The 21,078-nt window shown below is 58.7% G+C and carries 25 protein-coding genes; 8 read left to right on the forward strand and 17 right to left on the reverse strand.

The window, feature by feature from the left end; genetic code table 11:
- Positions 1-94 precede the first annotated feature (94 nt).
- Genes urtB through urtE form a run of 4 tightly spaced genes read left to right on the forward strand, consistent with a single transcriptional unit; the run spans position 95 to position 4,429 of the window.
- Entirely contained in the window at positions 95-1,711 is a 1,617-nt protein-coding gene (gene urtB, locus CRO06_RS00925; protein WP_179746414.1) for an urea ABC transporter permease subunit UrtB, read from the forward strand.
- The gene (gene urtC / locus CRO06_RS00930; RefSeq protein WP_097057510.1) at positions 1,711-2,883 is read left to right on the forward strand and encodes an urea ABC transporter permease subunit UrtC; all 1,173 of its coding nucleotides are present in this window, start codon (positions 1,711-1,713) and stop codon (positions 2,881-2,883) included. Before urtB ends, urtC begins: the two co-directional genes overlap by 1 nt.
- Positions 2,870-3,700, forward strand: a complete 831-nt coding sequence (gene urtD / locus CRO06_RS00935) for an urea ABC transporter ATP-binding protein UrtD (protein ID WP_022993894.1) — start codon at positions 2,870-2,872, stop codon at positions 3,698-3,700. The genes urtC and urtD overlap by 14 nt, the downstream gene beginning before the upstream one ends.
- Positions 3,701-3,733: 33 nt before the next feature.
- Positions 3,734-4,429 carry an urea ABC transporter ATP-binding subunit UrtE gene (gene urtE / locus CRO06_RS00940; protein ID WP_063142305.1) on the forward strand — a complete coding sequence of 232 codons (696 nt, stop codon included), beginning with the start codon at positions 3,734-3,736 and terminating at the stop codon, positions 4,427-4,429.
- 101 nt (positions 4,430-4,530) lie between these two features.
- Here the strand turns inward: urtE and CRO06_RS00945 are convergent, their stop codons facing one another.
- The 13 genes from CRO06_RS00945 to pdxH all read right to left on the reverse strand — a co-directional run bounded on the left by CRO06_RS00945 (position 4,531) and on the right by pdxH (position 13,180).
- Entirely contained in the window at positions 4,531-4,941 is a 411-nt protein-coding gene (locus CRO06_RS00945; RefSeq protein ID WP_425319664.1) for an NIPSNAP family protein, read from the reverse strand.
- A 12-nt stretch (positions 4,942-4,953) separates the two neighbouring features.
- Positions 4,954-5,469, reverse strand: coding sequence for a GNAT family N-acetyltransferase (locus tag CRO06_RS00950; RefSeq protein WP_097057511.1), 516 nt, complete (start codon positions 5,467-5,469; stop codon positions 4,954-4,956).
- 16 nt (positions 5,470-5,485) lie between these two features.
- On the reverse strand, positions 5,486-5,914 hold the full coding sequence (locus CRO06_RS00955) for a VOC family protein (protein WP_022993898.1): 429 nt from the start codon (positions 5,912-5,914) through the stop codon (positions 5,486-5,488).
- Between the two features lie 224 nt (positions 5,915-6,138).
- The gene (locus CRO06_RS00960) at positions 6,139-6,612 is read right to left on the reverse strand and encodes a GNAT family N-acetyltransferase (RefSeq protein WP_097057512.1); all 474 of its coding nucleotides are present in this window, start codon (positions 6,610-6,612) and stop codon (positions 6,139-6,141) included.
- A gap of 124 nt (positions 6,613-6,736) precedes the next feature.
- Entirely contained in the window at positions 6,737-7,192 is a 456-nt protein-coding gene (locus CRO06_RS00965) for a GFA family protein (protein WP_097057513.1), read from the reverse strand.
- Positions 7,193-7,247: 55 nt separating this feature from the next.
- On the reverse strand, positions 7,248-7,526 hold the full coding sequence (locus CRO06_RS00970; protein WP_097057514.1) for a hypothetical protein: 279 nt from the start codon (positions 7,524-7,526) through the stop codon (positions 7,248-7,250).
- 157 nt (positions 7,527-7,683) lie between these two features.
- Positions 7,684-8,184, reverse strand: coding sequence for a DUF1993 family protein (locus tag CRO06_RS00975; RefSeq protein WP_218839850.1), 501 nt, complete (start codon positions 8,182-8,184; stop codon positions 7,684-7,686).
- A gap of 1,072 nt (positions 8,185-9,256) precedes the next feature.
- Entirely contained in the window at positions 9,257-9,850 is a 594-nt protein-coding gene (locus tag CRO06_RS00985) for a class I SAM-dependent methyltransferase (RefSeq protein WP_097057516.1), read from the reverse strand.
- A 308-nt stretch (positions 9,851-10,158) separates the two neighbouring features.
- Positions 10,159-10,677 (reverse strand): GNAT family N-acetyltransferase, encoded by a 519-nt coding sequence (locus CRO06_RS00990; RefSeq protein WP_143247697.1) that lies wholly within the window; start codon positions 10,675-10,677, stop codon positions 10,159-10,161.
- Positions 10,678-10,698: 21 nt separating this feature from the next.
- Entirely contained in the window at positions 10,699-11,166 is a 468-nt protein-coding gene (locus CRO06_RS00995) for a hypothetical protein (RefSeq protein WP_097057518.1), read from the reverse strand.
- Between the two features lie 77 nt (positions 11,167-11,243).
- Positions 11,244-11,639 carry a DUF6680 family protein gene (locus CRO06_RS01000; RefSeq protein ID WP_143247698.1) on the reverse strand — a complete coding sequence of 132 codons (396 nt, stop codon included), beginning with the start codon at positions 11,637-11,639 and terminating at the stop codon, positions 11,244-11,246.
- 65 nt (positions 11,640-11,704) lie between these two features.
- Positions 11,705-12,133 carry a GNAT family N-acetyltransferase gene (locus CRO06_RS20360; protein WP_097057520.1) on the reverse strand — a complete coding sequence of 143 codons (429 nt, stop codon included), beginning with the start codon at positions 12,131-12,133 and terminating at the stop codon, positions 11,705-11,707.
- 417 nt (positions 12,134-12,550) lie between these two features.
- Positions 12,551-13,180, reverse strand: coding sequence for a pyridoxamine 5'-phosphate oxidase (pdxH, locus tag CRO06_RS01010; RefSeq protein WP_022993901.1), 630 nt, complete (start codon positions 13,178-13,180; stop codon positions 12,551-12,553).
- A 494-nt stretch (positions 13,181-13,674) separates the two neighbouring features.
- Between pdxH and hemH the strand changes: the two genes are divergently transcribed.
- Positions 13,675-14,760, forward strand: coding sequence for a ferrochelatase (gene hemH / locus CRO06_RS01015; protein ID WP_097057521.1), 1,086 nt, complete (start codon positions 13,675-13,677; stop codon positions 14,758-14,760).
- The gene (locus tag CRO06_RS01020) at positions 14,757-15,314 is read left to right on the forward strand and encodes a gamma-glutamylcyclotransferase (RefSeq protein ID WP_097057522.1); all 558 of its coding nucleotides are present in this window, start codon (positions 14,757-14,759) and stop codon (positions 15,312-15,314) included. Before hemH ends, CRO06_RS01020 begins: the two co-directional genes overlap by 4 nt.
- 3 nt (positions 15,315-15,317) lie before the next feature.
- Here CRO06_RS01020 and CRO06_RS01025 read toward each other — a convergent pair whose 3' ends face one another.
- Positions 15,318-16,340 (reverse strand): AraC family transcriptional regulator, encoded by a 1,023-nt coding sequence (locus tag CRO06_RS01025; protein WP_097057523.1) that lies wholly within the window; start codon positions 16,338-16,340, stop codon positions 15,318-15,320.
- A gap of 163 nt (positions 16,341-16,503) precedes the next feature.
- Between CRO06_RS01025 and CRO06_RS01030 the strand changes: the two genes are divergently transcribed.
- Positions 16,504-17,700, forward strand: a complete 1,197-nt coding sequence (locus tag CRO06_RS01030; RefSeq protein ID WP_022993905.1) for an alkane 1-monooxygenase — start codon at positions 16,504-16,506, stop codon at positions 17,698-17,700.
- A 165-nt stretch (positions 17,701-17,865) separates the two neighbouring features.
- Here the strand turns inward: CRO06_RS01030 and CRO06_RS01035 are convergent, their stop codons facing one another.
- Complete coding sequence (locus CRO06_RS01035; protein ID WP_097057524.1) at positions 17,866-18,297, reverse strand: MarR family winged helix-turn-helix transcriptional regulator; 432 nt, start codon at positions 18,295-18,297, stop codon at positions 17,866-17,868.
- A 92-nt stretch (positions 18,298-18,389) separates the two neighbouring features.
- Between CRO06_RS01035 and CRO06_RS01040 the strand changes: the two genes are divergently transcribed.
- The gene (locus CRO06_RS01040) at positions 18,390-19,175 is read left to right on the forward strand and encodes a siderophore-interacting protein (RefSeq protein WP_097057525.1); all 786 of its coding nucleotides are present in this window, start codon (positions 18,390-18,392) and stop codon (positions 19,173-19,175) included.
- Between the two features lie 15 nt (positions 19,176-19,190).
- Here the strand turns inward: CRO06_RS01040 and CRO06_RS01045 are convergent, their stop codons facing one another.
- Together CRO06_RS01045 and CRO06_RS01050 are read right to left on the reverse strand one after the other, a co-directional pair.
- Positions 19,191-19,808 (reverse strand): flavin reductase family protein, encoded by a 618-nt coding sequence (locus CRO06_RS01045; protein ID WP_218839851.1) that lies wholly within the window; start codon positions 19,806-19,808, stop codon positions 19,191-19,193.
- Positions 19,809-19,878: 70 nt separating this feature from the next.
- On the reverse strand, positions 19,879-20,820 hold the full coding sequence (locus CRO06_RS01050; RefSeq protein ID WP_097057527.1) for a bestrophin family protein: 942 nt from the start codon (positions 20,818-20,820) through the stop codon (positions 19,879-19,881).
- Positions 20,821-21,078: the final 258 nt, after the last annotated feature.

Consider the following 21,078-nt stretch of genomic DNA (forward strand, 5'->3'; position numbering starts at 1 on the left):
TCGTTTCCGTTGTCCCTCAAAAAAGGGATGCACCTTGGGAAACGCCGTCGAGGCCGGTCCCCGGCCTCCGACGCTTATGCAATGAGGAGCCACCATGCTCAGGGTTTTCGCGCTCGCACTCGCCCTATTGTGTCTGACGAGTGTGGCTCAGGCCGAATCGCCGGCCACTGAACCGACAACCACTATAGAAGAGGTGCTGCAGCATCTGCGCAGCCGCAGCTTCGACGACAAAGCCGCCGCCATCGATGCGCTGGCTCATTCCGGCCATCCCCGGGCGGATGCGCTGCTCAAAGCGTTGCAAGACCGGCGCCTGCTGCTGGACCGTGCCAACGACCGCATCGTGCTCGGCGAGCGCGCCGACGGCGGCTGGCGACTCCATGACCCGCTCAGTGAAGCGGACCTGGGCACGGTGGAGTCACGGGCCGCCGCGCCAATTACCATCAATAACCGTCTGCGCCGGCAGATCGAGAATCTGCAAGCGGCGGTCGGCCTGAACAACCCGGACGCCGCACAGCGCCGGGCCGCCGCCACCAGCCTGATCGGTACCAAGGATCCCGACCTGCTGGCCGCTCTGCGCGAACGGCGCGCACGGGAAGACAATACCTCGGTAGCGGCGGCCATCGATACCACGCTGAACACCGCCGCCCTGTATTCCGAGGACAGCGACCTGAATACGCGCCTCAACGCCATTGAAGCCCTGTCCGGCAGCCTTGAACCAACGGTGCGCAACGCCCTGCGCAGCCGCCTCGACAGTTACGCGCCCAGTGAGCGCAAAGCGGTGGAGACCGCATTAAAGCGTATCGACGCCCGTACCGCCCGTTACCAGACCGCCGATACACTGTTCTTCGGCCTCAGCCTGGGCTCGGTGCTGTTGCTGGCCGCCATCGGTCTGGCCATCACCTTCGGTGTCATGGGTGTGATCAACATGGCCCATGGCGAGCTGATCATGCTCGGTGCCTACACCACCTTCGTGGTGCAGCAGGTTTTTCCCCAGGGCCATGAGTGGTCCCTGCTTGTGGCCATACCGGCGGCGTTTCTGATCTCCGGTTTTGTCGGCGTCCTGATCGAACGCTTCGTGATCCGCTATCTCTACGGACGCCCATTGGAAACGCTGCTCGCCACTTTCGGCATCAGCCTGATCCTGCAACAAGCCGTGCGAGTGATTTTCTCGCCACTGAACCGCTCGGTGGTCACGCCGGAGTGGATGAGCGGCGCCTGGCAGATCAATCCGGTGTTCTCCCTGACCTTTAACCGCCTCTACATCATCGCCTTCGCTCTTACCGTGTTCCTCGGCCTGCTTCTGGTGCTGAAGAAAACCCGGCTGGGCCTGCAAGTGCGCGCGGTCAGTCAGAACCGGCAAACCGCCCGCGGCCTCGGTATCCGCAGCGACCGCATCAACGCCCTCACCTTCGGGCTCGGCTCCGGTATCGCCGGTGTCGCTGGCGTGGCGCTGGCGCAGCTCACCAACGTCGGCCCCAACCTGGGCCAAGCCTACATCATCGACTCATTCATGGTGGTGGTGTTCGGCGGCGTCGGCAATCTGTGGGGCACGCTCACCGCGGCCTTCAGCCTGGGTATCGCCAACAAACTGCTGGAGCCGGTTTCCGGCGCGGTGCTGGCGAAAATCTTCGTGCTCGTGTTCATCATCCTGTTCATTCAACGCAAACCGCGCGGTCTGTTCCCGCAGCGCGGCCGGGCCGCGGAGGAATAATGAGACATTCGGATTTGAAAACCGCCCTGACCGACCGTGCCGCCCGCTGGTTCATCGGCATCCTGTTCGGCGCCGTGGCCCTGGTGGTGCTGTTGAATCAGCTGATCCCGGCGGACTCCGGGCTGCATGTGAGCAGCTACACGGTCACGCTGCTCGGCAAGTATCTGTGTTACGCGCTGCTGGCCATGGCCCTGGATCTGGTCTGGGGCTACTGCGGCATACTCAGCCTCGGCCATGGTGCCTTCTTCGCCCTGGGCGGCTACGCCATGGGCATGTACCTGATGCGTCAGATCGGCGATCGCGGCGTCTACGGTAACCCGGTGCTGCCGGATTTCATGGTGTTTCTGAACTGGCAGGAACTGCCCTGGTACTGGCTCGGCTCCCATTCGTTTCCGTTCACCATGGTGCTGATCGCGCTGGTGCCCGGGCTGCTGGCGTTCGTGTTCGGCTGGCTGGCGTTCCGCTCCCGCGTCACCGGAGTGTACCTGTCGATCATCACCCAGGCGCTGACCTACGCGTTGATGCTGGCGTTCTTCCGTAACGAACTGGGTTTTGGCGGCAACAACGGCCTCACCGACTTCAAGGACATTCTCGGCTTTTCGTTGCGCGAGGACAGCACCCGGGTGGCTCTCTTGATCGCCACCGCCATTGCCCTGGCGCTAGCTTTCGTACTGTGCCGCTACATTACCGGCTCCCGCATGGGCCGGGTGGTGATGGCGGTGCGCGACGGTGAGTCCCGCGCCCGCTTCCTCGGCTATCGCACCGAGCACTACAAGCTGTGGATTTTCACCCTGAGCGCGGTACTGGCCGGTATCGCCGGCGCCCTGTATGTACCTCAAGTGGGGATCATCAACCCCGGCGAGTTCTCACCGCTCAACTCCATCGAACTGGTAGTGTGGGTGGCGGTGGGCGGCCGCGCCACTCTGTATGGCGCGGTGATCGGCGCCATTCTGGTCAACTACGGCAAGACCGTGTTCACCGGCATCATGCCGGAAGCCTGGCTGTTCGCCCTAGGGGGGTTGTTCGTGGCGGTGACCCTGTTCCTGCCGCGTGGCCTGGTGGGCCTGGCGGACAATGTCCGTCAGCGCCTGCGCAAAAACAGCGGCACTAGTAATGGCAGTAAAGGCACCGACAACGACAACCAGCCGGAGGCGTCCCATGAACCTGCGTGACACCTTCCGCCGTGACCGGGTGTTCGACGTGGTCCGCCCCGGCACCCGCACCATCAATCCGGGCGAGCTGGACACCGGCGGCAAATACCTGCTGTACATGGAGAACATCACCGTCAGCTTCGACGGCTTCAAGGCGCTGAACGACCTGACCCTGTACATCGAACCCGGTGAGCTGCGCTGCATCATCGGCCCCAACGGCGCCGGCAAATCCACCATGATGGACGTGATCACCGGCAAGACCCGGCCGGACCAGGGTACCTGCTTTTTCGGCCAGACCCTCGATCTGACCCGCATGAGCGAAACCGAAATCGCCGGCGCCGGCATCGGTCGCAAGTTCCAAAAGCCCACCGTGTTTCCGGAACACACCGCGGCGGAGAATCTGGAGCTGGCCATGGCCGGCCCGAAAACCACCTGGCATACCCTGGTGCATCCACTCAACGGCGAACAGCGCGACCGCATCGCCGCCACCCTGGACACCGTCGGCCTGCTGGACCGGCACGACCATGTGGCCGGCGCGCTGTCCCACGGGCAGAAGCAATGGCTGGAAATCGCCATGGTGCTGATGCAGCAACCGAAACTACTGCTGGTGGACGAACCCATCGCCGGCATGACCCGACAGGAAGTGGAGCGCACCGCCGAACTGCTTCAACAACTGGCCGGCGAGCACTCCGTGGTGGTGGTGGAACACGATATGGAATTCATCCGCAGCATCGCCAGCACCGTCACCGTACTGCACCAGGGCAGCGTCCTCGCCGAAGGCAAGATGCAGGACGTGCAGAACGACCCGAAAGTGATCGAAGTATATTTGGGCGAGTAACGCTCCGCCCCATACCAATGAACAGGAACGCTCATGCTGTCGTTGAAAGGCATCAATCAATACTACGGCGAATCCCATACGCTCTGGGATCTGGACCTGTCCGTGCAACAGGGCGAATGCCTGTGCGTGATGGGCCGCAACGGCGTCGGCAAGACCACACTGCTGAAAACCATCATGGGCCTGCTGCCTTCGGCATCCGGCGAGATCCGCTTTCTCGACCAGGACCTGCGCAAGAAAGCCGCCGAGGACCGCGCCCGTGCCGGCATCGGCTACGTCCCCCAAGGCCGGGAGATCTTTCCATTACTGACCGTGGAAGAGAACCTGGAAACCGGCCTGCAGGCGCGTCCGGATCGCCAGCGCAAGATCCCGGAACGGATCTATGAACTGTTCCCCGTGCTCCACGAAATGCGCCACCGCCGTGGCGGCGACCTGTCCGGCGGCCAGCAACAGCAACTGGCCATCGGCCGCGCCCTGGCCCTGGACCCGAAACTGCTGATTCTGGACGAACCCACGGAAGGCATTCAGCCCAACATCGTCGACATGATCGGCCGTGTCATCAAAACCCTGAACCGGGAAGAAGGCCTCACCGTGCTGCTGGTGGAACAAAAACTCCACTTCGCCCGCGCCACCGCCGACCGCTTCACCATTCTCGACCGCGGCCGTAACGTGGCGGAAGGGGCAGTTGGGGAACTGGATGATGCATTAGTGAAGAAGTATCTGACTGTCTAAGGCAGGATCATCGAGGGTTGTTTGTATTGAGGGCGCCAGAATCCGGCGCCCTCCTTCGCCGGCCCTCGAGCCAGCCGGCTTACCGGAACACCAGCGTCAGTCTACTCAAAGACAGGCCTCATAAAACTGCGCTCGCAGCTCACCACGCAGCGGGTTTCCTCCGCATACCTGAACGCGGCCTGACACTCCGCATCCTTGAAAGACGCCTTTCTGTACTCTTCGTACTTGGCCAGAGATGGAAACGTAAACAAAGCGATGGCGATGTTATTGGCGCCCTCGGATGGCAAGAAATAGCCGTGATGCTGACCACCCAACTTCCGGACCAACGGTATCCACATCTTCGAGTAGCGCTCAAACTCAGCGACCTTGTAAGGGTCGATGACATACTTGAGATAGCAGGTGATCACTTGAACTCCTTTATGTACGGCTTGTAAAGGGAAATACGAAAAGCGTGCTGATGGACGCGCCCCATCTTCCACAGCGCTGATCGCCAAACTGACCTCAACGGTCATTCTGAAACGCACTCAGCTGCGTTTTCCGGGTGCCATCAGAGCCATGTTACGTCGATCCATCAACACCCCCGGCCCCCAATCGGTTTCAACCCTCTCCCGCGCTATGGCGAACCCCGCTTTCTCAAAACACCGGATCGCCACGATGTTGTCAGGGTGCGGATCGATGCCCACCGCCGGCGTACCCTGCCTGAAGAGCTCACCCACATGCTGACGTAGCAGCGCTGCCCCGTGACCAACCCCAAGCATGTCCGCCTCACCGATATACAGGTCGATGCCGCGCGCCCCCGGCGGCAGATAGTTAAAGTGATGGTCCGGCCATGCGTGGATCTCGTAGTCCTGCAGGAAAGCGAACGGACATTCGGCGTGGCTCGCGATCCAGAGAGCGATGCGCGGATCATCAAGCTTTTCGATATCCGGTTCCACGTCAGGCTCGTCCCACCAGCGGCGAACGTGGGGCCTGGTGCGCCACGACTTAAGCAGGGCGAAATCCGCTCCGCAGACTGACCTTATCGCATAAGTACGGGCCATGGCACCTCCGCTGCTTTCAAAACGTGATCAATACGGACCTTGCGCTACGAGACGCCTCGCCGTGATAAACCGCCTCGATATTATTGTCGTCTGGATCCAGGACAAATGCAGCGTAATAACCAGGGTGGTAGCTGCGCTCACCGGGAGCCCCGTTATCCCTGCCCCCGGCCGCCAACGCGGCTTTATAAAAGGCGTCCACCATTGTTCGGTCTCTGGCCTGAAACGCTATGTGGTGGCGTCCGGTAAGCGCCCCCAGTGCCGCGGCACTATCAATACCCGTTACGAACAGTTCGTCTGCCCAGAAATAGCCGTCTCCCTGCCCTCCAACAGGCACGTTTAGGGAGGCCAAAACCGCCGCATAAAAGGTGTGGCTTACCGAGAGATCCTTGACCACCAACTGAATGTGGTCGATTAGGCGACCTCTGTGTAATTCTTGTATTTCCATGAAAGGTCCCTCATTGCTGTATCTGGCACTTTAGGTGTCATTCGGGCCGCGTGAAGAGCCCGAGGGCCAGGCCCCGCGCCTGTCGCCCTTGAGGGAAACCGTCTCACAGGGACAAAAGACAAGATCTGACCCCAATCACTTTTTTCGCTATCAAATCGGCCGATCCAGGCCTGATACAGGCCGACGAAAGGGAAGAGGCCTGCTACCTCTCCCGCCGATGAGCATCATTGAACATACTGCCCCACGGTTAGGTGATAGGTCGTGAAACGCCGGCCCAGCAGCTCGCTGTTGTGCACCTTGTCAGCCATTTTCTCCAGGGCCCGGTATTGCGGTCGGCTTCCGAGGAGGTGAAACAGGACCTGTTCATGACCAAACTCGCTGGCCCAGCTCATCAGGCTTCTGAATACGGAGAGGCCAATTCCCCAAAATTCCCGGGAAAGCACGATAGCCAGCTCGAAACCTGCCTCATCCGGTTGAATCCCGCACCATCCCGCCAGCCTGCCGTCCACATGGATTCCACGAACCCGACAACCGGGCAACGCATCCAGCGCTTCCTTTTCCTTTACCCAGGCTCGAATGCTAGTGGAATCGAAGTGGTCATGGTCGACCAGATGCGTTCTCAGTGACGCTTCGTTCATCAATGCCAGGAGGGCTTCAGGATCGACCTGGCCAAGACCAACGAACTCGATGTTTCTCATGTCGGATTACTCAGGAACGCGCCCGGATACATGCGGCCCATTTTCGGTAACGGGATGCCACCTTCGCAGCGGCTGCCTCAGGGTACAGGAGCGGTATTACCACGTTTGAACGTGGAGCTACCCATCACTCTCTGGTGTCCGCGTATTGCTGAAGCAACGACGGAAACTGCTCCTGGGGCGGGAACTCATCAAAACCGTGGACCGCCCCGGTGCTCGCCCACTCCAGCTTCTCCTTGGTGAATGTGTCGATAAATGGACGATAGTCGGCGGCATTCTCAAACATGGAGGAACGTACATTGACCAAATCAACCTCACCCTCCGGGCGGGTAAACAACCAGCTCATGCAATAATCGCAGAAGAAGTGCCGCGTGGCACCGCGAAGCCCGCCGATCACCGGCTCCCCCCGAGTGACAGTGAATGCCTCGCCGGGAAAAAGCGCGCTCAAGCTGAACGCGCTGGACGACATACGCTGACATCCGGTGCAATGGCAGGCCATGGTGACCATGGGCTTGGAATGGACCTCGAATTCAACCCGTCCGCAACGGCAGCGCCCCTTTGCGCTTGAGGGAACTTCCGGCATGACAATGGACCTCGCTGTTCGGGAAAAGCACCATCATAGCCAAAACCGGGAAGAGTCACGAATCGCCTCCCGTACCGCGCTCCTCCCTGACCTTCAAGGCATATCGATCAGCCAGCGCCTCAAGCGCCGCGTCGTCACCACGGATCTCCCACTCGACCCAATTGGTCCACTCAAGCACCAGCTCCAGGCCGTCTTTCCTGAGGGTGAAACTGTCGAAATCGATTCCCTTATCAAAAGCCAGAGGCGGGTACTCCTTGACCTTTTGCCAGCCCTCACTTATTAGCGTTTCCAGAAGCTGGTTGCCTGTCTCCGTGTCCAGATCGATCACTTTCATTCCAAGCCACTCTGGCTATCCATACGTGTGCACCGATCCCAACGTTTCAATGCGCTGGCGCGCAGCGAAGCAGCGCGCCCGAATAAAACCATCTTTTGATAACTTTGGAGAAACCATCGTGGAAAAGATAAAGGCGAAGCCTGCCTTCAATCAGCCATCAACCTTTAGGTATCGTTTCCGGACGAATATATGGGAGCATGTGCGCCACGTAATCAGCCTTTCCAAGTTCGACCTTTTCGCGGCGCAATATTGAGTAAGCGGTCATGAGATGGAAATAAAATTGGGCCAGAGCCCAGTCTCGAGCATATTGCTCGGCGGTCAGATCGAGAATCATTCCGTTCGGAAGTTCGTGCACAATGAGATTCTCCGTGCCCACATCCAAGGCGTCGGGAGCCAGACCATCCAATAACGCAATAGTTTCATCGATCCGGGCTTGGGCATCCCGGAGCGAACCTGGCCGGTCGCCTGCATTCTGTCCTTCTTCGAGCAGTTCCTCGATAGATTCTGGAAAAGCTTCTCCTTTAAGCCGAAAGACAGCTTCTCGAGCCTGCACACAAACAAACCGGACCTGTGTCGACAGAGGAAACATGTCTGGCGCGAGACGCGCGGATAACAGCGCTTCCCTTCCCCCATTTGCGTCTGTGCCTTCTTTAACCAACCCGAGAGCATCCCAAGCATCTGAGTATAAGTCGGGACGAGCAATCTCGTTAGCGACATGGATTTTTTCCTTCTAAATTGGTGGTTACAGAATCACCACAAACCCACCCCCGGTGGCTGGCTTCTGCTTTTTTCTAATGCTAGGCAGAACGTCTTCATAAAGGTAATTAACAAGACCAGCTCCCAATCACTCTCCGTGATCGTTAATAGCCCAACTCACGGGACTCTTGGGGTCAAGTCTTTCCTTTTTCTACCCTTAGGAGGAATCGTCTCACAAAGTCAAAAGGCAAAACCTGCCCCCAATCAGCCCGTGCTCCCATACGCGCATGCACGCCATGCCGGATTCACGCTCAGAAGTCAGCTTATTCATCTGACTGATTCAAAAGATCACTCGGTGCGTGCACGTCTTCGACACGCTGCTCAATATAACACCGTCTACCACGCCAGGGATGCATATCACATTCAGGAGAGTATACCCTGATCTCGACCCGCTCCCCAGTTGACGAATCGGCAATGCCAGCCGTCCAGTATGGCCTATAGCTAATCTCAGTAAGGATGATTTTATAATAGCGTCCGGACCTCGCTCCGAAAACGACGACTTTGGGGTCCTCATAAAACCCTGAATGAGAATTACCGACTAGCGTAATATGCCGCTCTCCGGGCACAAGCCGGAAGGTGTTATACTCTCCGTACCCCCTGCTTACCCCGTCAATGGCGGAAACATAAACATAGGGGTTCATAAAGGGTGTTTCAATGATAAGAATCGCCACCTCATCATCAGAGAGCGAGCGAGCCTCTTGCATTGAGTAAGTCATGGAACAACCGGAAATCGTGAAATTTATAATCAACACGAACAGTAACCTAAACACCTGACTCTCCAAATCATAGAAAATAACAACTAATCGATCGACAAGACAACGGAGCAGCCGGAGAGTCAAATCTTGCCTTCCTCCCCCTAAAAGGAACCGTCTCACAAGGGCCAATGGCAAGATTTGACCCCGATCACGCAGAAAGGCATGGCCGCGGCCATGCGGACCCAAGCCTTCAATATCTACACCGACTAACAGAAGATGTTAAGTATTCTTTCGGGCAACAACGGAGTAGGTGTGCCAATGCTTTTTAGCACCAAGCAGGGTCACACCTGCAGCGTCATTTTCATGGATGTCGATGACATGGAAATCGCGATCAAAGAGCCGACCCAATTCGGCTCTGTCGAAAATAGTCAGGTCACCGCGCTCCATCCGCGCCCAGGAATCATTCGGCCCCATGAAATGCCCGCAAAAGATGCCACCTCTCATCAGTGACCGGGCAATCTTCTCCCAAGCGAACGGGAACACTCCAGGATCACAGAAAAACAAGCTGGAACAAGCGCTGATCAAGGAGGATTTTGGATAGTCAAACGCTTCGAAACTCGACACCTCTGGGAATAGCGTCTCGCCGCAAACCTTTCCTGCCATTTCCCGTAAGCGAGCCATGGCCACATCACTCTTATCATAAGCATGTACCACATAACCCTGTTCAACCAAGAACAGGGCGTCACGCCCCACGCCACAACCAGCATCAACAGCTATCCTGGGCAGAGAGGTGTCGACCATATCAAGGACCACCCTGAGATGGGGATACACCTCCATTTCCAGTGCCTTATCATAGTAGCCTTCATCGCTCATTCACCCTCCCTGACTCTGCCCGCTAATCGTTATTGGAGGTCTTTGGGAGCAAGTCCAACCTCTTCTCCAGCTCACCTCGGACGTAACCCAGATTACACGCTTGAAGTTCCACCTCTGAAAGCAAGCGGATCAAGTAGAGCTATCAGGGTCAGGCCTTGCCTTTTGCCACGCTCATGAGGAGGCGTCTCACAAAGGCAAATGGCAAGACCTGAGCCCAACGCCCTCCTGTGACCCCAACGCCCCCTCCAACGTTCAAGTCGCTGCTAGGTGACACAATCAGGGCCTGCAGTCTGAAGCGTTCGGCACGCTCATCTAATCGCAAAACGATAGATTATCTCATCCTCCGTTTCTATTTGCTCGATCCCCGTGGCTTGCGACGCTTTGATAGCTTTAGGCCAGAATCGTTTTGCGGGGTCGTTCAACGATGTAATACTAAGTTCCCAAATACCCGGATGCTGGGTGAGAACCCGTTTTGCCACTTCACATCCAACTCCTGACTTCCTGGCATGCGGCGCGATGTAGAACTCGGCCATCGCGAAATCGGTGCCTTTGCTTGAAGGAGACCATGTATTCACTAGGGCAAAGCCGACATTTTCGCTGCCATGTCGAGCAAGATATGGCCATCGGGGTTCATTATTATCCCAGTAGGAACCGAAGTATGGGTAGGCGGTGTCCACGTCGCCGTAACGGCTAAGCTCTAACAGGTAACGAGTGAGAAGATCTCTCAGGTTTTGCTTATCCTCAGTCGGCGCCAATTTTACGCACAAGTCCATAGCACTGCACCCTTCGGTAATTCCGATTTCTATCTTGCTGCGAATCGTCCACAAGCGACACCCGGACTCTTGGGGTCAAGTCTTGCCCTTTGCCAAACTCATGAGGAAGCGTCTTACAAAGGCAAATGGCAAGACCTGCCCCCAATCAGTTCGCGCACCTTCTTCAGATAGCTGTAAAAACAGCGGTTTCGCCCCTTCAGAAATTTTCCCTTCGCTGACCCAGCTTTCAATATTTTCTTTCTTGAACGAAGGTTCGGAAAAATGAATTTGGCGCACGCTTTCCTTGTGTACTTCCTGGCCAAAAGCATCAGCTCGAGCCAGCTCCTCGATAACATCTGGGTCGAGACTGCCTTCATGTCTCTCCTTGTACAGCCTCATCGCTTTTTGCAGAGTTCCATTCGAATTATTTGATCTTTGATAGTTGAACCAACTGTTGGCCCTGATGACTTTTTCCAGATTCGCTTTCTGGCGGTTTTGCCAATAGGCAGCAATCAACCCAACTAAGCCAAACATAGTTCCTAAATAAGTCGCAATTTCAGCCATAATCCCTCTTTACTGTGTACCGAGCAACCCGATCCGCGCAGCGCCATCTGCGTTGATTGGAGCGCATGACTATGTTCTCAAAACTCGACCGACGGTGAGAAGGGACGCAAGAAGAATTCATCATTCAATCCAGCACTACTAACATTAAGGTTACGACACATCGCTTTAAATAAGGTCACCAAATTGTCGTGCAACCTGCCTTGCACTTTAAGCTCACGGTGGAGGTTATTAAGTGCTTCGATCACCTCTCTGTTGTCATGAAAGAGAACTACCACTTCATTCAAAGCACTAAAGAATACGACCTTTGCTTCATTCGTTGTCTTCTCGGTGAGGGCATATCGTGTACCCACGATTCTCCGCAATACCTCGAATTTCTGTTTTCTCTTCTCATGGCGCCGATAGTACAAAGTCGATATCGTGACGCCTACCACTCCAGAAAGTAGAGAAGCTATCAATGTTGCTACGATATCCATTTCTTCACACCACATAATGCTCCTCTAAACCACACCGCCTTCTGGCGTCGGTTTTAGTTGGCTTGTTATAAAACCGGTTCAGCGGAGTGCCGAACCATCGATACAACGTCCATACCGCGATGAAGATACGCATGCTTTCGCTCCGCCAAAAACAACGGAATTTCGCTGTCGTTCGCCACTTGAAAGCCCACGATTCCATAGAATGCTTCCAGGTGTGAATATGGCAAGCAAAAACATGGTTTGTTACCCAGGTCATCTGCCAAATACCTGAGGAGTGCCATGCCAATCCGTTTGCCGCGATAAGCCTCGGCCACTTGCATGCCGCGCAATACGAGGGAGCCGTTTTCAATGGCTAGACGGACCACACCAGCGATGACTTCTCCGCTGACTGCGAAGAAGACCCGATCTTCGGGCTGAACTGTGCCGCCATATCCCGCCTCGGCATAACCTTTCCAGCCAACCCAAGTCCTTCGCGATGTTTTTTCGGAGCTCAGTCATAGTTTTTATGGCGGGCATTCAGACGCTGACTCGAATATCCAATCAACGCGCCGGCGCCCCATCAAATTGCTTTTTAGTACCACCAAATAGAACCAGAAAAATAGCCACGTGACAAACTCTCCCTATTGTCTGCCCCCTTTTCCTGACTTTCTTATTTCTCAACGATCACAGAGTTGGCCCCATGGGCAACCATCAGAAAAAGCCATGGAAACGGATAGCGACGGATGCCCGTGACATCACGCCCGCTACGTAGAACCAAATGTTGAAGAAACAGCGTATTTACGTGTTGCGGCTGTGGGAGGTTGCCCTGATAACGAATCGTCGGACATTTCAAAAAGATATTCGCCAGCAGAGCTGGCTCCCACAGCGGCTAAAGATCGAAGATTTTTCTGTTATTAGCTACTTACTGCTTTTCAGGGCGCCAGCCGCTCCCGCAGCCATTTTCCGTCGTCCTGGAAGTACCGTACCCGGTCGTGGAGGCGGTTGGGCCGGCCTTGCCAGAATTGGATTTCTTCGGGAACGATGAGGTAGCCGCCCCAGTTTTCCGGCATGGGGATGTCGCTGCCTTCCGGGTATTCCTGGCGCAGTTGGGCGACGTCCGCTTCCAGGGTTTCCAGGTCCACGGGCCGGCTTTGCGGCGAGGCGACGGCGCTGATCTGGCTGCCGTAGGGGCGGGTTTTGAAGTAGGCGCGGGAGGTCTCGGCATCCACTTTACGGGCGCGGCCCTGCACGGTGATCTGGCGATCCATGGGTGACCAGTAGAGTACGAAGGCCACTTTGTCGCTGGCTTCGATGTCGTCGCCCTTGCGGCTGTCGTAGTGGCTGAAGAAGACGAAGCCGCCCTGCTCCACGCCTTTCAGCAGTACGGTTCGGGCGGAGGGTTGCCCTTCGGCGTTGACGGTGGCCAGGGTCATGGCGTTGGCCACCGGGAGGCCGGCGTTCACTGCTTCTTCCACCCACAAACGCACCTGTTCCACCGGATCGGCGAGCAGGTCCGCTTCGCTCAATCCTTTGCCTTGGTATTCTTCGCGTATGTCGCGCATTTACTGCTCCCATTGATTGCCGCGTGCGTATCGCGGTTCTTTCTGTATGACTGTTCCGCGCTGCCATTTGCTGCTAAAGCGGAGCGCCGCCCGGCAGCTTCCCACAGCGGCTTGGTAGCCTGGGGGGATTCGAAGCGGGCGGCTTCAGAGCTCGTGGAGAGTCGGCGGGCAGCGCTCCAGGACCGTGTTTGGCCAGGGAAGGCCAAACCCGAGCCCACATGGACGTGCTTGTAGCGTGTCCTGGAACGCTGCCCGTCGACTCGCCTTACCTGGCAAGAGGCAACCTGATCCACCACAATTTTAGGGACAGCGGCCTTCAACCGACCGTGATTATTCCAACAGCAAGTAATATAGCGCACTTGCCGGCAATGGGCCGAGTTGATGGCCCATATCTATCGGGGCCATATCTGTTACCTGCTTCCGGTTCCGGTATCATGGCGCCATCGACATCCGGTGCCTTGCCGCCGGTCAACCTCTGGCTCATCGGAACCATTATGAAGTTCACTGGACAGCCTGATTTCAGCCACCGGCGCCCGTTGCGTACCGGCGTGCTGATCACCAATCTGGGAACCCCGGACGCGCCCACCACGCCGGCGCTGCGCCGCTATTTGCGTGAGTTTCTGTCCGACCCCCGGGTGGTGGAGGTGCCGCGCCTGCTGTGGTGGTTGATCCTGAATCTGGTGATTCTGGTGATCCGCCCGCCCCGTTCCGCCCACGCCTACCGCGGGGTCTGGACGGAGCAGGGTTCGCCGCTGCTGGTGCACACCCGCAATCAGTGCGAGGGGCTGCGGCAGCGGCTGCAGGCCGAGTATGGCGAGGATCTGGTGGTGGAGTTCGCCATGCGCTATGGCAACCCGTCCATTCCTTCGGTGTTGCAGAGGATGGCCGGGCAAGGCGTTACCCGGTTGCTTGTGCTGCCGCTGTATCCGCAGTATTCCGCCAGTACCTCGGCCTCCACGTTCGACGCCGTGGCGCAGGATTTCGCCGCCCGGCGCTGGTTGCCGGATCTGCGTTTCATCAGCCATTACCACGATTACGCACCCTACCTGGATGCCATGGCGGAGCATATTCACAGCCATTGGGCACAGCATGGCCGGGCGGAAAAACTGCTGTTCTCCTATCATGGCGTGCCCAAACGCTACCTCACCGAAGGCGACCCGTACTTTTGCGAATGCCATAAAACCAGCCGCCTTCTGGCGGAGCGGCTGGGTCTCAACGAGAGCCAATGGCAGGTCACGTTCCAGTCCCGCTTCGGCCGCGAGGAATGGCTGCAGCCCTACACCGACGCCACGCTCAAGGCCCTGCCCGGCGAGGGGGTGAAAAGCGTGCAGGTGTTCTGCCCCGGCTTTTCCGCCGACTGTCTGGAAACGCTGGAAGAGATCGACGTGGAGAATCGCGGTTACTTCATGGAAGCCGGCGGCGAGCGGTTCGATTACATTCCGGCGCTGAACGACTGCCCGGCCCATCTGGATGCGCTGGCGGCGCTGGTACACGATCACCTGGGAGGCTGGCCGGATCAGGACAATGGCGATGCCGCACTGGCGGAGCGTCAACGCCGGGCGGAGGACACCCGGGCATGATCGATACCACCGCGATCAACCGCGAGCGGAGCCTGTTCCAGGACCACGAGTCGGTGTGGCTGTTCGGTTACGGCTCGCTGATTTTCAAGGTGGATTTTCCGTTCCAGGAGCGGCGGCCGGCGTCGATTCAGGGCTGGGCCCGGCGCTTCTGGCAGGGCTCCCACGATCATCGCGGCACTCCGGAAAACCCCGGCCGGGTGGTGACGCTGATTGAAGCACCGGGCGCGCGCTGTGCCGGCATGGCCTACCGCGTCAGCCCAGCGGTGTTCGAACAACTGGATGTGCGTGAGAAAAACGGTTATCTGCGTTTCTCCACGCCGATGACCTTCGAGGACGGCGGCCAGGAGGACGGGTTGGTCTATATTGCCACCGCCGACAACGCCGCCTTTCTCGGCCCGGCACCGGAAACGGAGATCGCCGCCCACATCCACCGCAGCCACGGCCCCAGCGGCGCCAATCGCGAGTACTTGCTGAATCTGGCCCAGGCGCTGCGCGAGCTTGGCGAGCAGGATGAACACATCTTCGAGATCGAGCGCAATCTGCAAGCCCTCTGAGACTCACTCCCCTTTGCGCATCCGCAACGGCGTGGTGCCGAACCAGCGCTGAAAGGTGCGGCTGAAATTGGAGGGATCCTGGTACCCCAGTTTCTCGGCGATGCGCTCCACGGGGTGCGCGGTTTCCAACAGATACCAGGCGGCCAGTTCCCGGCGCACCTCATCCAGCAGTTCCTGATAGCTGGAGCCTTCCTCTTTCAATTTACGGATCAGGGTACGGCGGGACATGGCGTGGCGCGCGGCCATCTCATCCAGACTCGGGTAGTGACCCTCACACTCCAATAGTTGCACGCCAATGCGCTGACTCAGCGGTCCCCCGCCCTGGAGTTGCCGCAGTTGATGCTCACAATCCCGTAGCGCGGTGCGGTGCAGACCGGGATCCGAGGTCAGGCACGGGGTGCCCAACAACTCGGACGGCACTTCGATGGTCAGCGCTGAAGTCCCGAAGCGGACCGGGCAACCCAGTTTTTCAGTGTAGATCTCCGCCCACTCCGGTTCCGGGATCGGCATCGCCACCACCAGATCCCGCAGACGCCGGGAGGTAACGGTATCGATCAGGTGAAAGAAGGTGGCGAGCACCGCGCCGTTGACGTATTCCCGAACCTCTTCCAGGTCCTCTTCTTCCTCCATGGTCAGCACCACCCGCTCCGGCTCCTCGCGCAAATGCACCGTTACCGGCTGGAAGCGCACGCCGACGAAGCGGGAGAGCACCCGCAGCACCGCCCCCAGATCCGCCGCCGAGACCACCGCGAAGCCCAGCGGGCCGTGGGCGGACACCGAGGTAACGCCGCCGATGTCCAGCCCCAGCCAGGGCTCTCCGGTGAGTTCGATGGAGCGGCGGATCAGGCGGGACATCTGCTCCAGACTCAGGTAGCGATGCTCACCCAGAAGCTGCTCCCAATGCAGGCGGGTGCCCTCGAAGATGGTGGCGTTATCGAAGCCCCTGGAGTGCAAATGGGCGCACAGCAGTCTCGGGTAAGTCGGATGAATCGCCGGTCTGAGCCGGGCGGCCACCTGGATGCTCATTGGTTTCTCCCTCGCCGCCATAAACGGATGATCCTCAGCTTACCCTGCCGGCGCGCCCGTTCACTTGTCACTTTATGACGATTTTCTGCCACTCCTGGCGGTGCCGCACAAACCGGCTTGGGCGCACCATCCGGTGATCGGATAACAAAAAGAGGATTGCGGTATGAGCAAGGCAGGTGAGTTCACCGGCCCGTCCGGCGTGGTCTATCGGGATCGCAAACGCCATTTGTGGTTTTCGTCCATCTTCGTGCCCGCCATTGTGTTCATCGGGCCGCTGCTGTATTTGGCCAACGGCAATGCGCTGATGCTGTGGATTCCGCTGGTGTTCTATTACCTGGCGGTTCCGGTTCTGGACATGCTGATCGGTGAGGATCGCAGCAACCCGCCGGAAGAGGTGGTGCCGCAACTGGAAGAGGATCCCTATTACCGCTGGGTCACCTACGCTCTGGTGCCGGTGATCTGGGGCGCCTGGTTTTTCGGCGCCTGGTTCGTCGGTACCCAGGACCTGCCCTGGCACGGTCTGCTGGCGATGATTCTGCTGCTCGGTGGCACCTGCGGCGTCGGCATCAACCTGGGCCATGAACTGGGCCACAAGAAAGGCAAGGGCGAACGCTGGCTGGCCAAGTTCGTGCTGGCGCCCTGCGCCTACGGCCACTTTTTCATTGAGCACAACAAGGGTCATCACCGGGACGTGGCCACGCCGGAGGACCCGGCATCCTCGCGCATGGGCGAAAGCATCTGGAAATTCGTACTGCGGGAGATCCCCGGTGCCGCCCGCCGGGCCTGGAAGCTGGAGCAGGAGCGCCTGGAATCACGGGGCAAATCGGTGTGGTCCCTGGACAACGAAATCATTCAGCCGGCGATCATCACGGCCATTGCCTGGGGAGTCGTGCTGGCGTTGTTCGGCATCGGCATTCTGCCGTACATCCTCGGCACCGCGTTCTGGGGCGCGTTCCAGTTGACCTCCGCCAACTATATCGAGCACTACGGCCTGCTGCGGCATAAAACCAAAACCGGCCGCTACGAGCGCACCCAGCCGTATCACAGCTGGAACAGCAACCATATGTTCTCCAACTGGGCCACTTTTCATCTGCAGCGGCATTCCGATCACCATGCCCATCCGACCCGGCGCTACCAGAGCCTGCGGCATTTCGACGATGTGCCCAGCCTGCCCAACGGCTATTTCGGTATGTTCCTGGTCAGTTATATTCCGCCGCTGTGGTACCGGCTCATGGACAAGCGTCTGTTGGAACACGCCGGCTACGACGCCCGCAACATCAACTTCGATCCGGACAAACGCGAAGCGCTGATTCGTAAATACGGGATCCAGCACGGCGATGCGCCACCGCGGATCGTGTGACGGGTCTTCGGGGTTGGGAGGAAACGATCTTGTTCTCCATCGGGGACGCTGATCGGCGTTACGCCTTTGCGGGAACGCCGATCAGCTTCGAGGTAACCGACAAGCAAGGGAGTCTTTCCCGCCGCTACCAAGCCCCTATGAAGGGATGGGAGAGAGATCTCCTTTCTATTCCTCGCGCAGATTGTCCAGCATGCGCCCGGCGAGGCCGACAAAGGTATCGATCTCGTCTTTCTTCATTCCCCTCAACAATCGCGTCACCACATCCTGTTCCGCCTCCCGGGCGCGGGCCATCAACGCCTCGCCCTTCCCACTCAGAGAGACAATCTGACTGCGCTTGTCATCGGGATTCGGCGCGCGTTGGATCAGCGACATACCTTCCAGCTCTTTCAGCAGACGGGTGATCTGCGCCTTGTCGCGCCCGGAAGCCAACACGATCCGGTTGGCGGTGCACGCCGGGGTGGCGCCGATCATATGCAGGATGCGCACATGCATGCCGTTCAGTGGCAAGCCGTACTGGCGGATGGCTTTTTTACTGCTGACCTTGAACTGAAACGCCAGTTGCCAGATCGCATTACGGATATCGGATTCTTTTGACACTACTGTTGACTTTGTCAATCACTGGAAATATGGTTGATATTGTCTACCAAACATTTCGATACCACAACCCACATCCAGTGGAGAGACAGACCATGCCAAGGCCCGCTCCCCGGATTCTGGAAGTCCTGCGCACCGAGAACCTGACGCCCAATATGAAGCGGGTGGTTCTGGGCGGCGGCGATCTCAGTGACTTTCCCGAGAATCATGAAAGCGCCAACTTCAAATTGCTGATTCCCCGCGAGGGGCAAACCGACATCGCGCTGCCGCCCTACGGCGACACGCCACCGTGGCGCCGGCCGGTGGTGCGCACCTATACGCTGCGTCATTTCGATAAGACTCGAGGTGAGATTTTCGTCGACTTCATGATGCACGCCGACCATGGCCCCGCGTCCCATTGGGCGGCCCATGCCCGCCCCGGGGACCGCATCGGGTTTGCCGGGCCGGGAGCGCCGAAGTTCGTTGATTTCGACGCCGACTGGTTCCTGTTCGCCGGTGACATGTCGGCGTTACCGGCGATCAGCGCCAATATCGAACGTCTGCCGGCCGGTGCCCAGGGCTACGCGGTACTGGACATTCTCTCCCCCGCGGATCAGCAGCCCTTGCCTTTCCCCTCTGGCCTGGAGGTGCACTGGCGCCTCAATCCCTACCCGGAGCAACCTGCCCTGGGGCTGGTGGACAAGGTCATGTCCCTGCCCTGGCTGACAGGCTCTCCGGCGGTGTGGGTAGCGGGGGAAAGCGGCGCGGTGCGCGCCATTCGCCGCTATCTGGTCCAGGAGCGGCGGGTGGACCGGCGCCGCTTGTACGCCAGCGGCTACTGGCAGATCGGGTTGACCGAGGACACACACCAGATCGCCAAGCGCCAGGAAAAAGCGGATTGAATAAAGCCCCGCCGATCAGCGGGGCCGGTACATCTCGAAATACTGGGAGGGATCCACGGAGAAGTATCCGGCCGGGCCGCCGGCGCGCAGAATCGGCTCGGCGGCGGCGGTGTCGTAGATGCCGTCCTTGAGCAAATGGGCGGCGATATGCACCCCCACCACTTCTCCGAACACCACCCAGGTGTCCACCGCTTCACCGGCGGCGGTGTTCAGACGCAGAATCTGGCTCAGCCGGCACTCAAAGGAGACCGGTGTTTCCGCCACTCTCGGCACCGACACCAACCGAGACGGCTCCGCCGTCAGCCCCGCCAGTTCAAATTCATTCACTTCCGGCGGGACCGCCTTGCAGCTTTGATTCATCGCTTCCGCCAGCGCGCGGGTGGCCAGATTCCAGGTGAACTCCCCGATGGCTTCGATATTCCGCACACTGTCCTTATAGGTGATGCTGGAGAAGCCGATGATCGGCGGGTGGTAATTGAACGCATTGAAGAAACTGTAGGGCGCGAGATTGAGCACGCCCTCGGCGCTGCGGGAGCCGATCCAGCCGATCGGGCGCGGCGCCACCAGCGCATTGAACGGATCATGGGGCAGACCGTGGCCCTTGGCGGGCTCATAGAAGTAGGCGTCTTGCATCAACCGTCTCCACAGCGCGAAGCTGTCATGTTGAGCCAGCGGGCGCCGCCGGGCAAGCCGTCGCCCCCGTTTACTGCAACTGGTGGTTGACCACCGGCAGCGGTTCCGGCGCCGGATCGCCCAGGGCTTCCGCCACGGAGATTTCATTGGTCCGGCAGATGGTGTCCAACGGCAGATCGTTGGCTTCGCGGCCAAAGGGCATTTCCAGATGTTCCGCCAGGCGGTCCAGTCCAAAGAAGGTGTAGGCCACCACCGCCACGAACAAAGGCGTGCTCCAGCCCAGAGAGCCGATCAGCACGAACGGCAGCAAATAACAGTAAATGTAGGCGGTGCGATGGGCCAGCAGGGCGTAGGCAAACGGCAACGGCGTCTGCGCGATGCGCTCACTGGCGGCCTGCACACTGGCCAAAGCGGTCAACCGCTGATCCAGCTGGCTCACGCCGATGCTGTCCAGATGTCCTTCCCGATAGCGCTCCCCCACCCACTCACCGGCCCGGCGCAAAAACCAGTCGGCGCCGTTGCGATGGGCCAGGGCCTGATCCACCGCCGCAGGAGTCTGCACTTTTAACAGGTCCTCGCGCACGTCCTCCCCACGCAGTTGCCCGCGCAGTGCATGGGCATACGCCAGGACCAGCTCCAGCAGTTCCCGACGGCGCGGCTCATCATCACCCAACCTTTCATTACCAAGCTCTTTATTACTAAGTAAGGTGCCACTGGTCCTGGCCAGGCTGCGGATCTCATACACCATCTGGCCCCACTGTTTGCGCGCTTCCCACCAACGGTCATAGGCGGCGTTATTGCGGAAACTGAGCAGGATCGACAGCACGATCCCCAGCAATGTCACCGGCATCACCGTGTAATGGCTGACATCCAATACGTGGTACTGGCTCACCAGGGTCATCGCCGAGGCAAACAACGCCACCAGCAGGATGTGCGGCAGGATATCCGGCACCACCGAGCCACGCAGGGCGATCAATAACGCAATGGGGTTGGGACGGTCACGAACGATCATCGGAGAATCCATCAAGGCAGGGCGCGCCGATGATAGGGAATCCGATGGCAAATCGCCATCAACCGAAACAGAGAGAAAAAAAGAAGGTCGTCCCTGACCTCTTGGGGGTAAGAAATCGGAGCGGTGGACCAGCACCGCCGATTTAACGAGAGACCACTAAAAGGCCTGTTGGCAGTAAATCAGTCGGGAGCGCAGCATCGCGTGAAGATCACGGCGCCAGCGGGGTACGCAAATAGCAGGCGGTGAGCGCCAGGAAAC

Origin of the sequence: Alloalcanivorax xenomutans (assembly GCF_900217905.1) — a bacterium.
Lineage (GTDB): Bacteria > Pseudomonadota > Gammaproteobacteria > Pseudomonadales > Alcanivoracaceae > Alloalcanivorax > Alloalcanivorax xenomutans.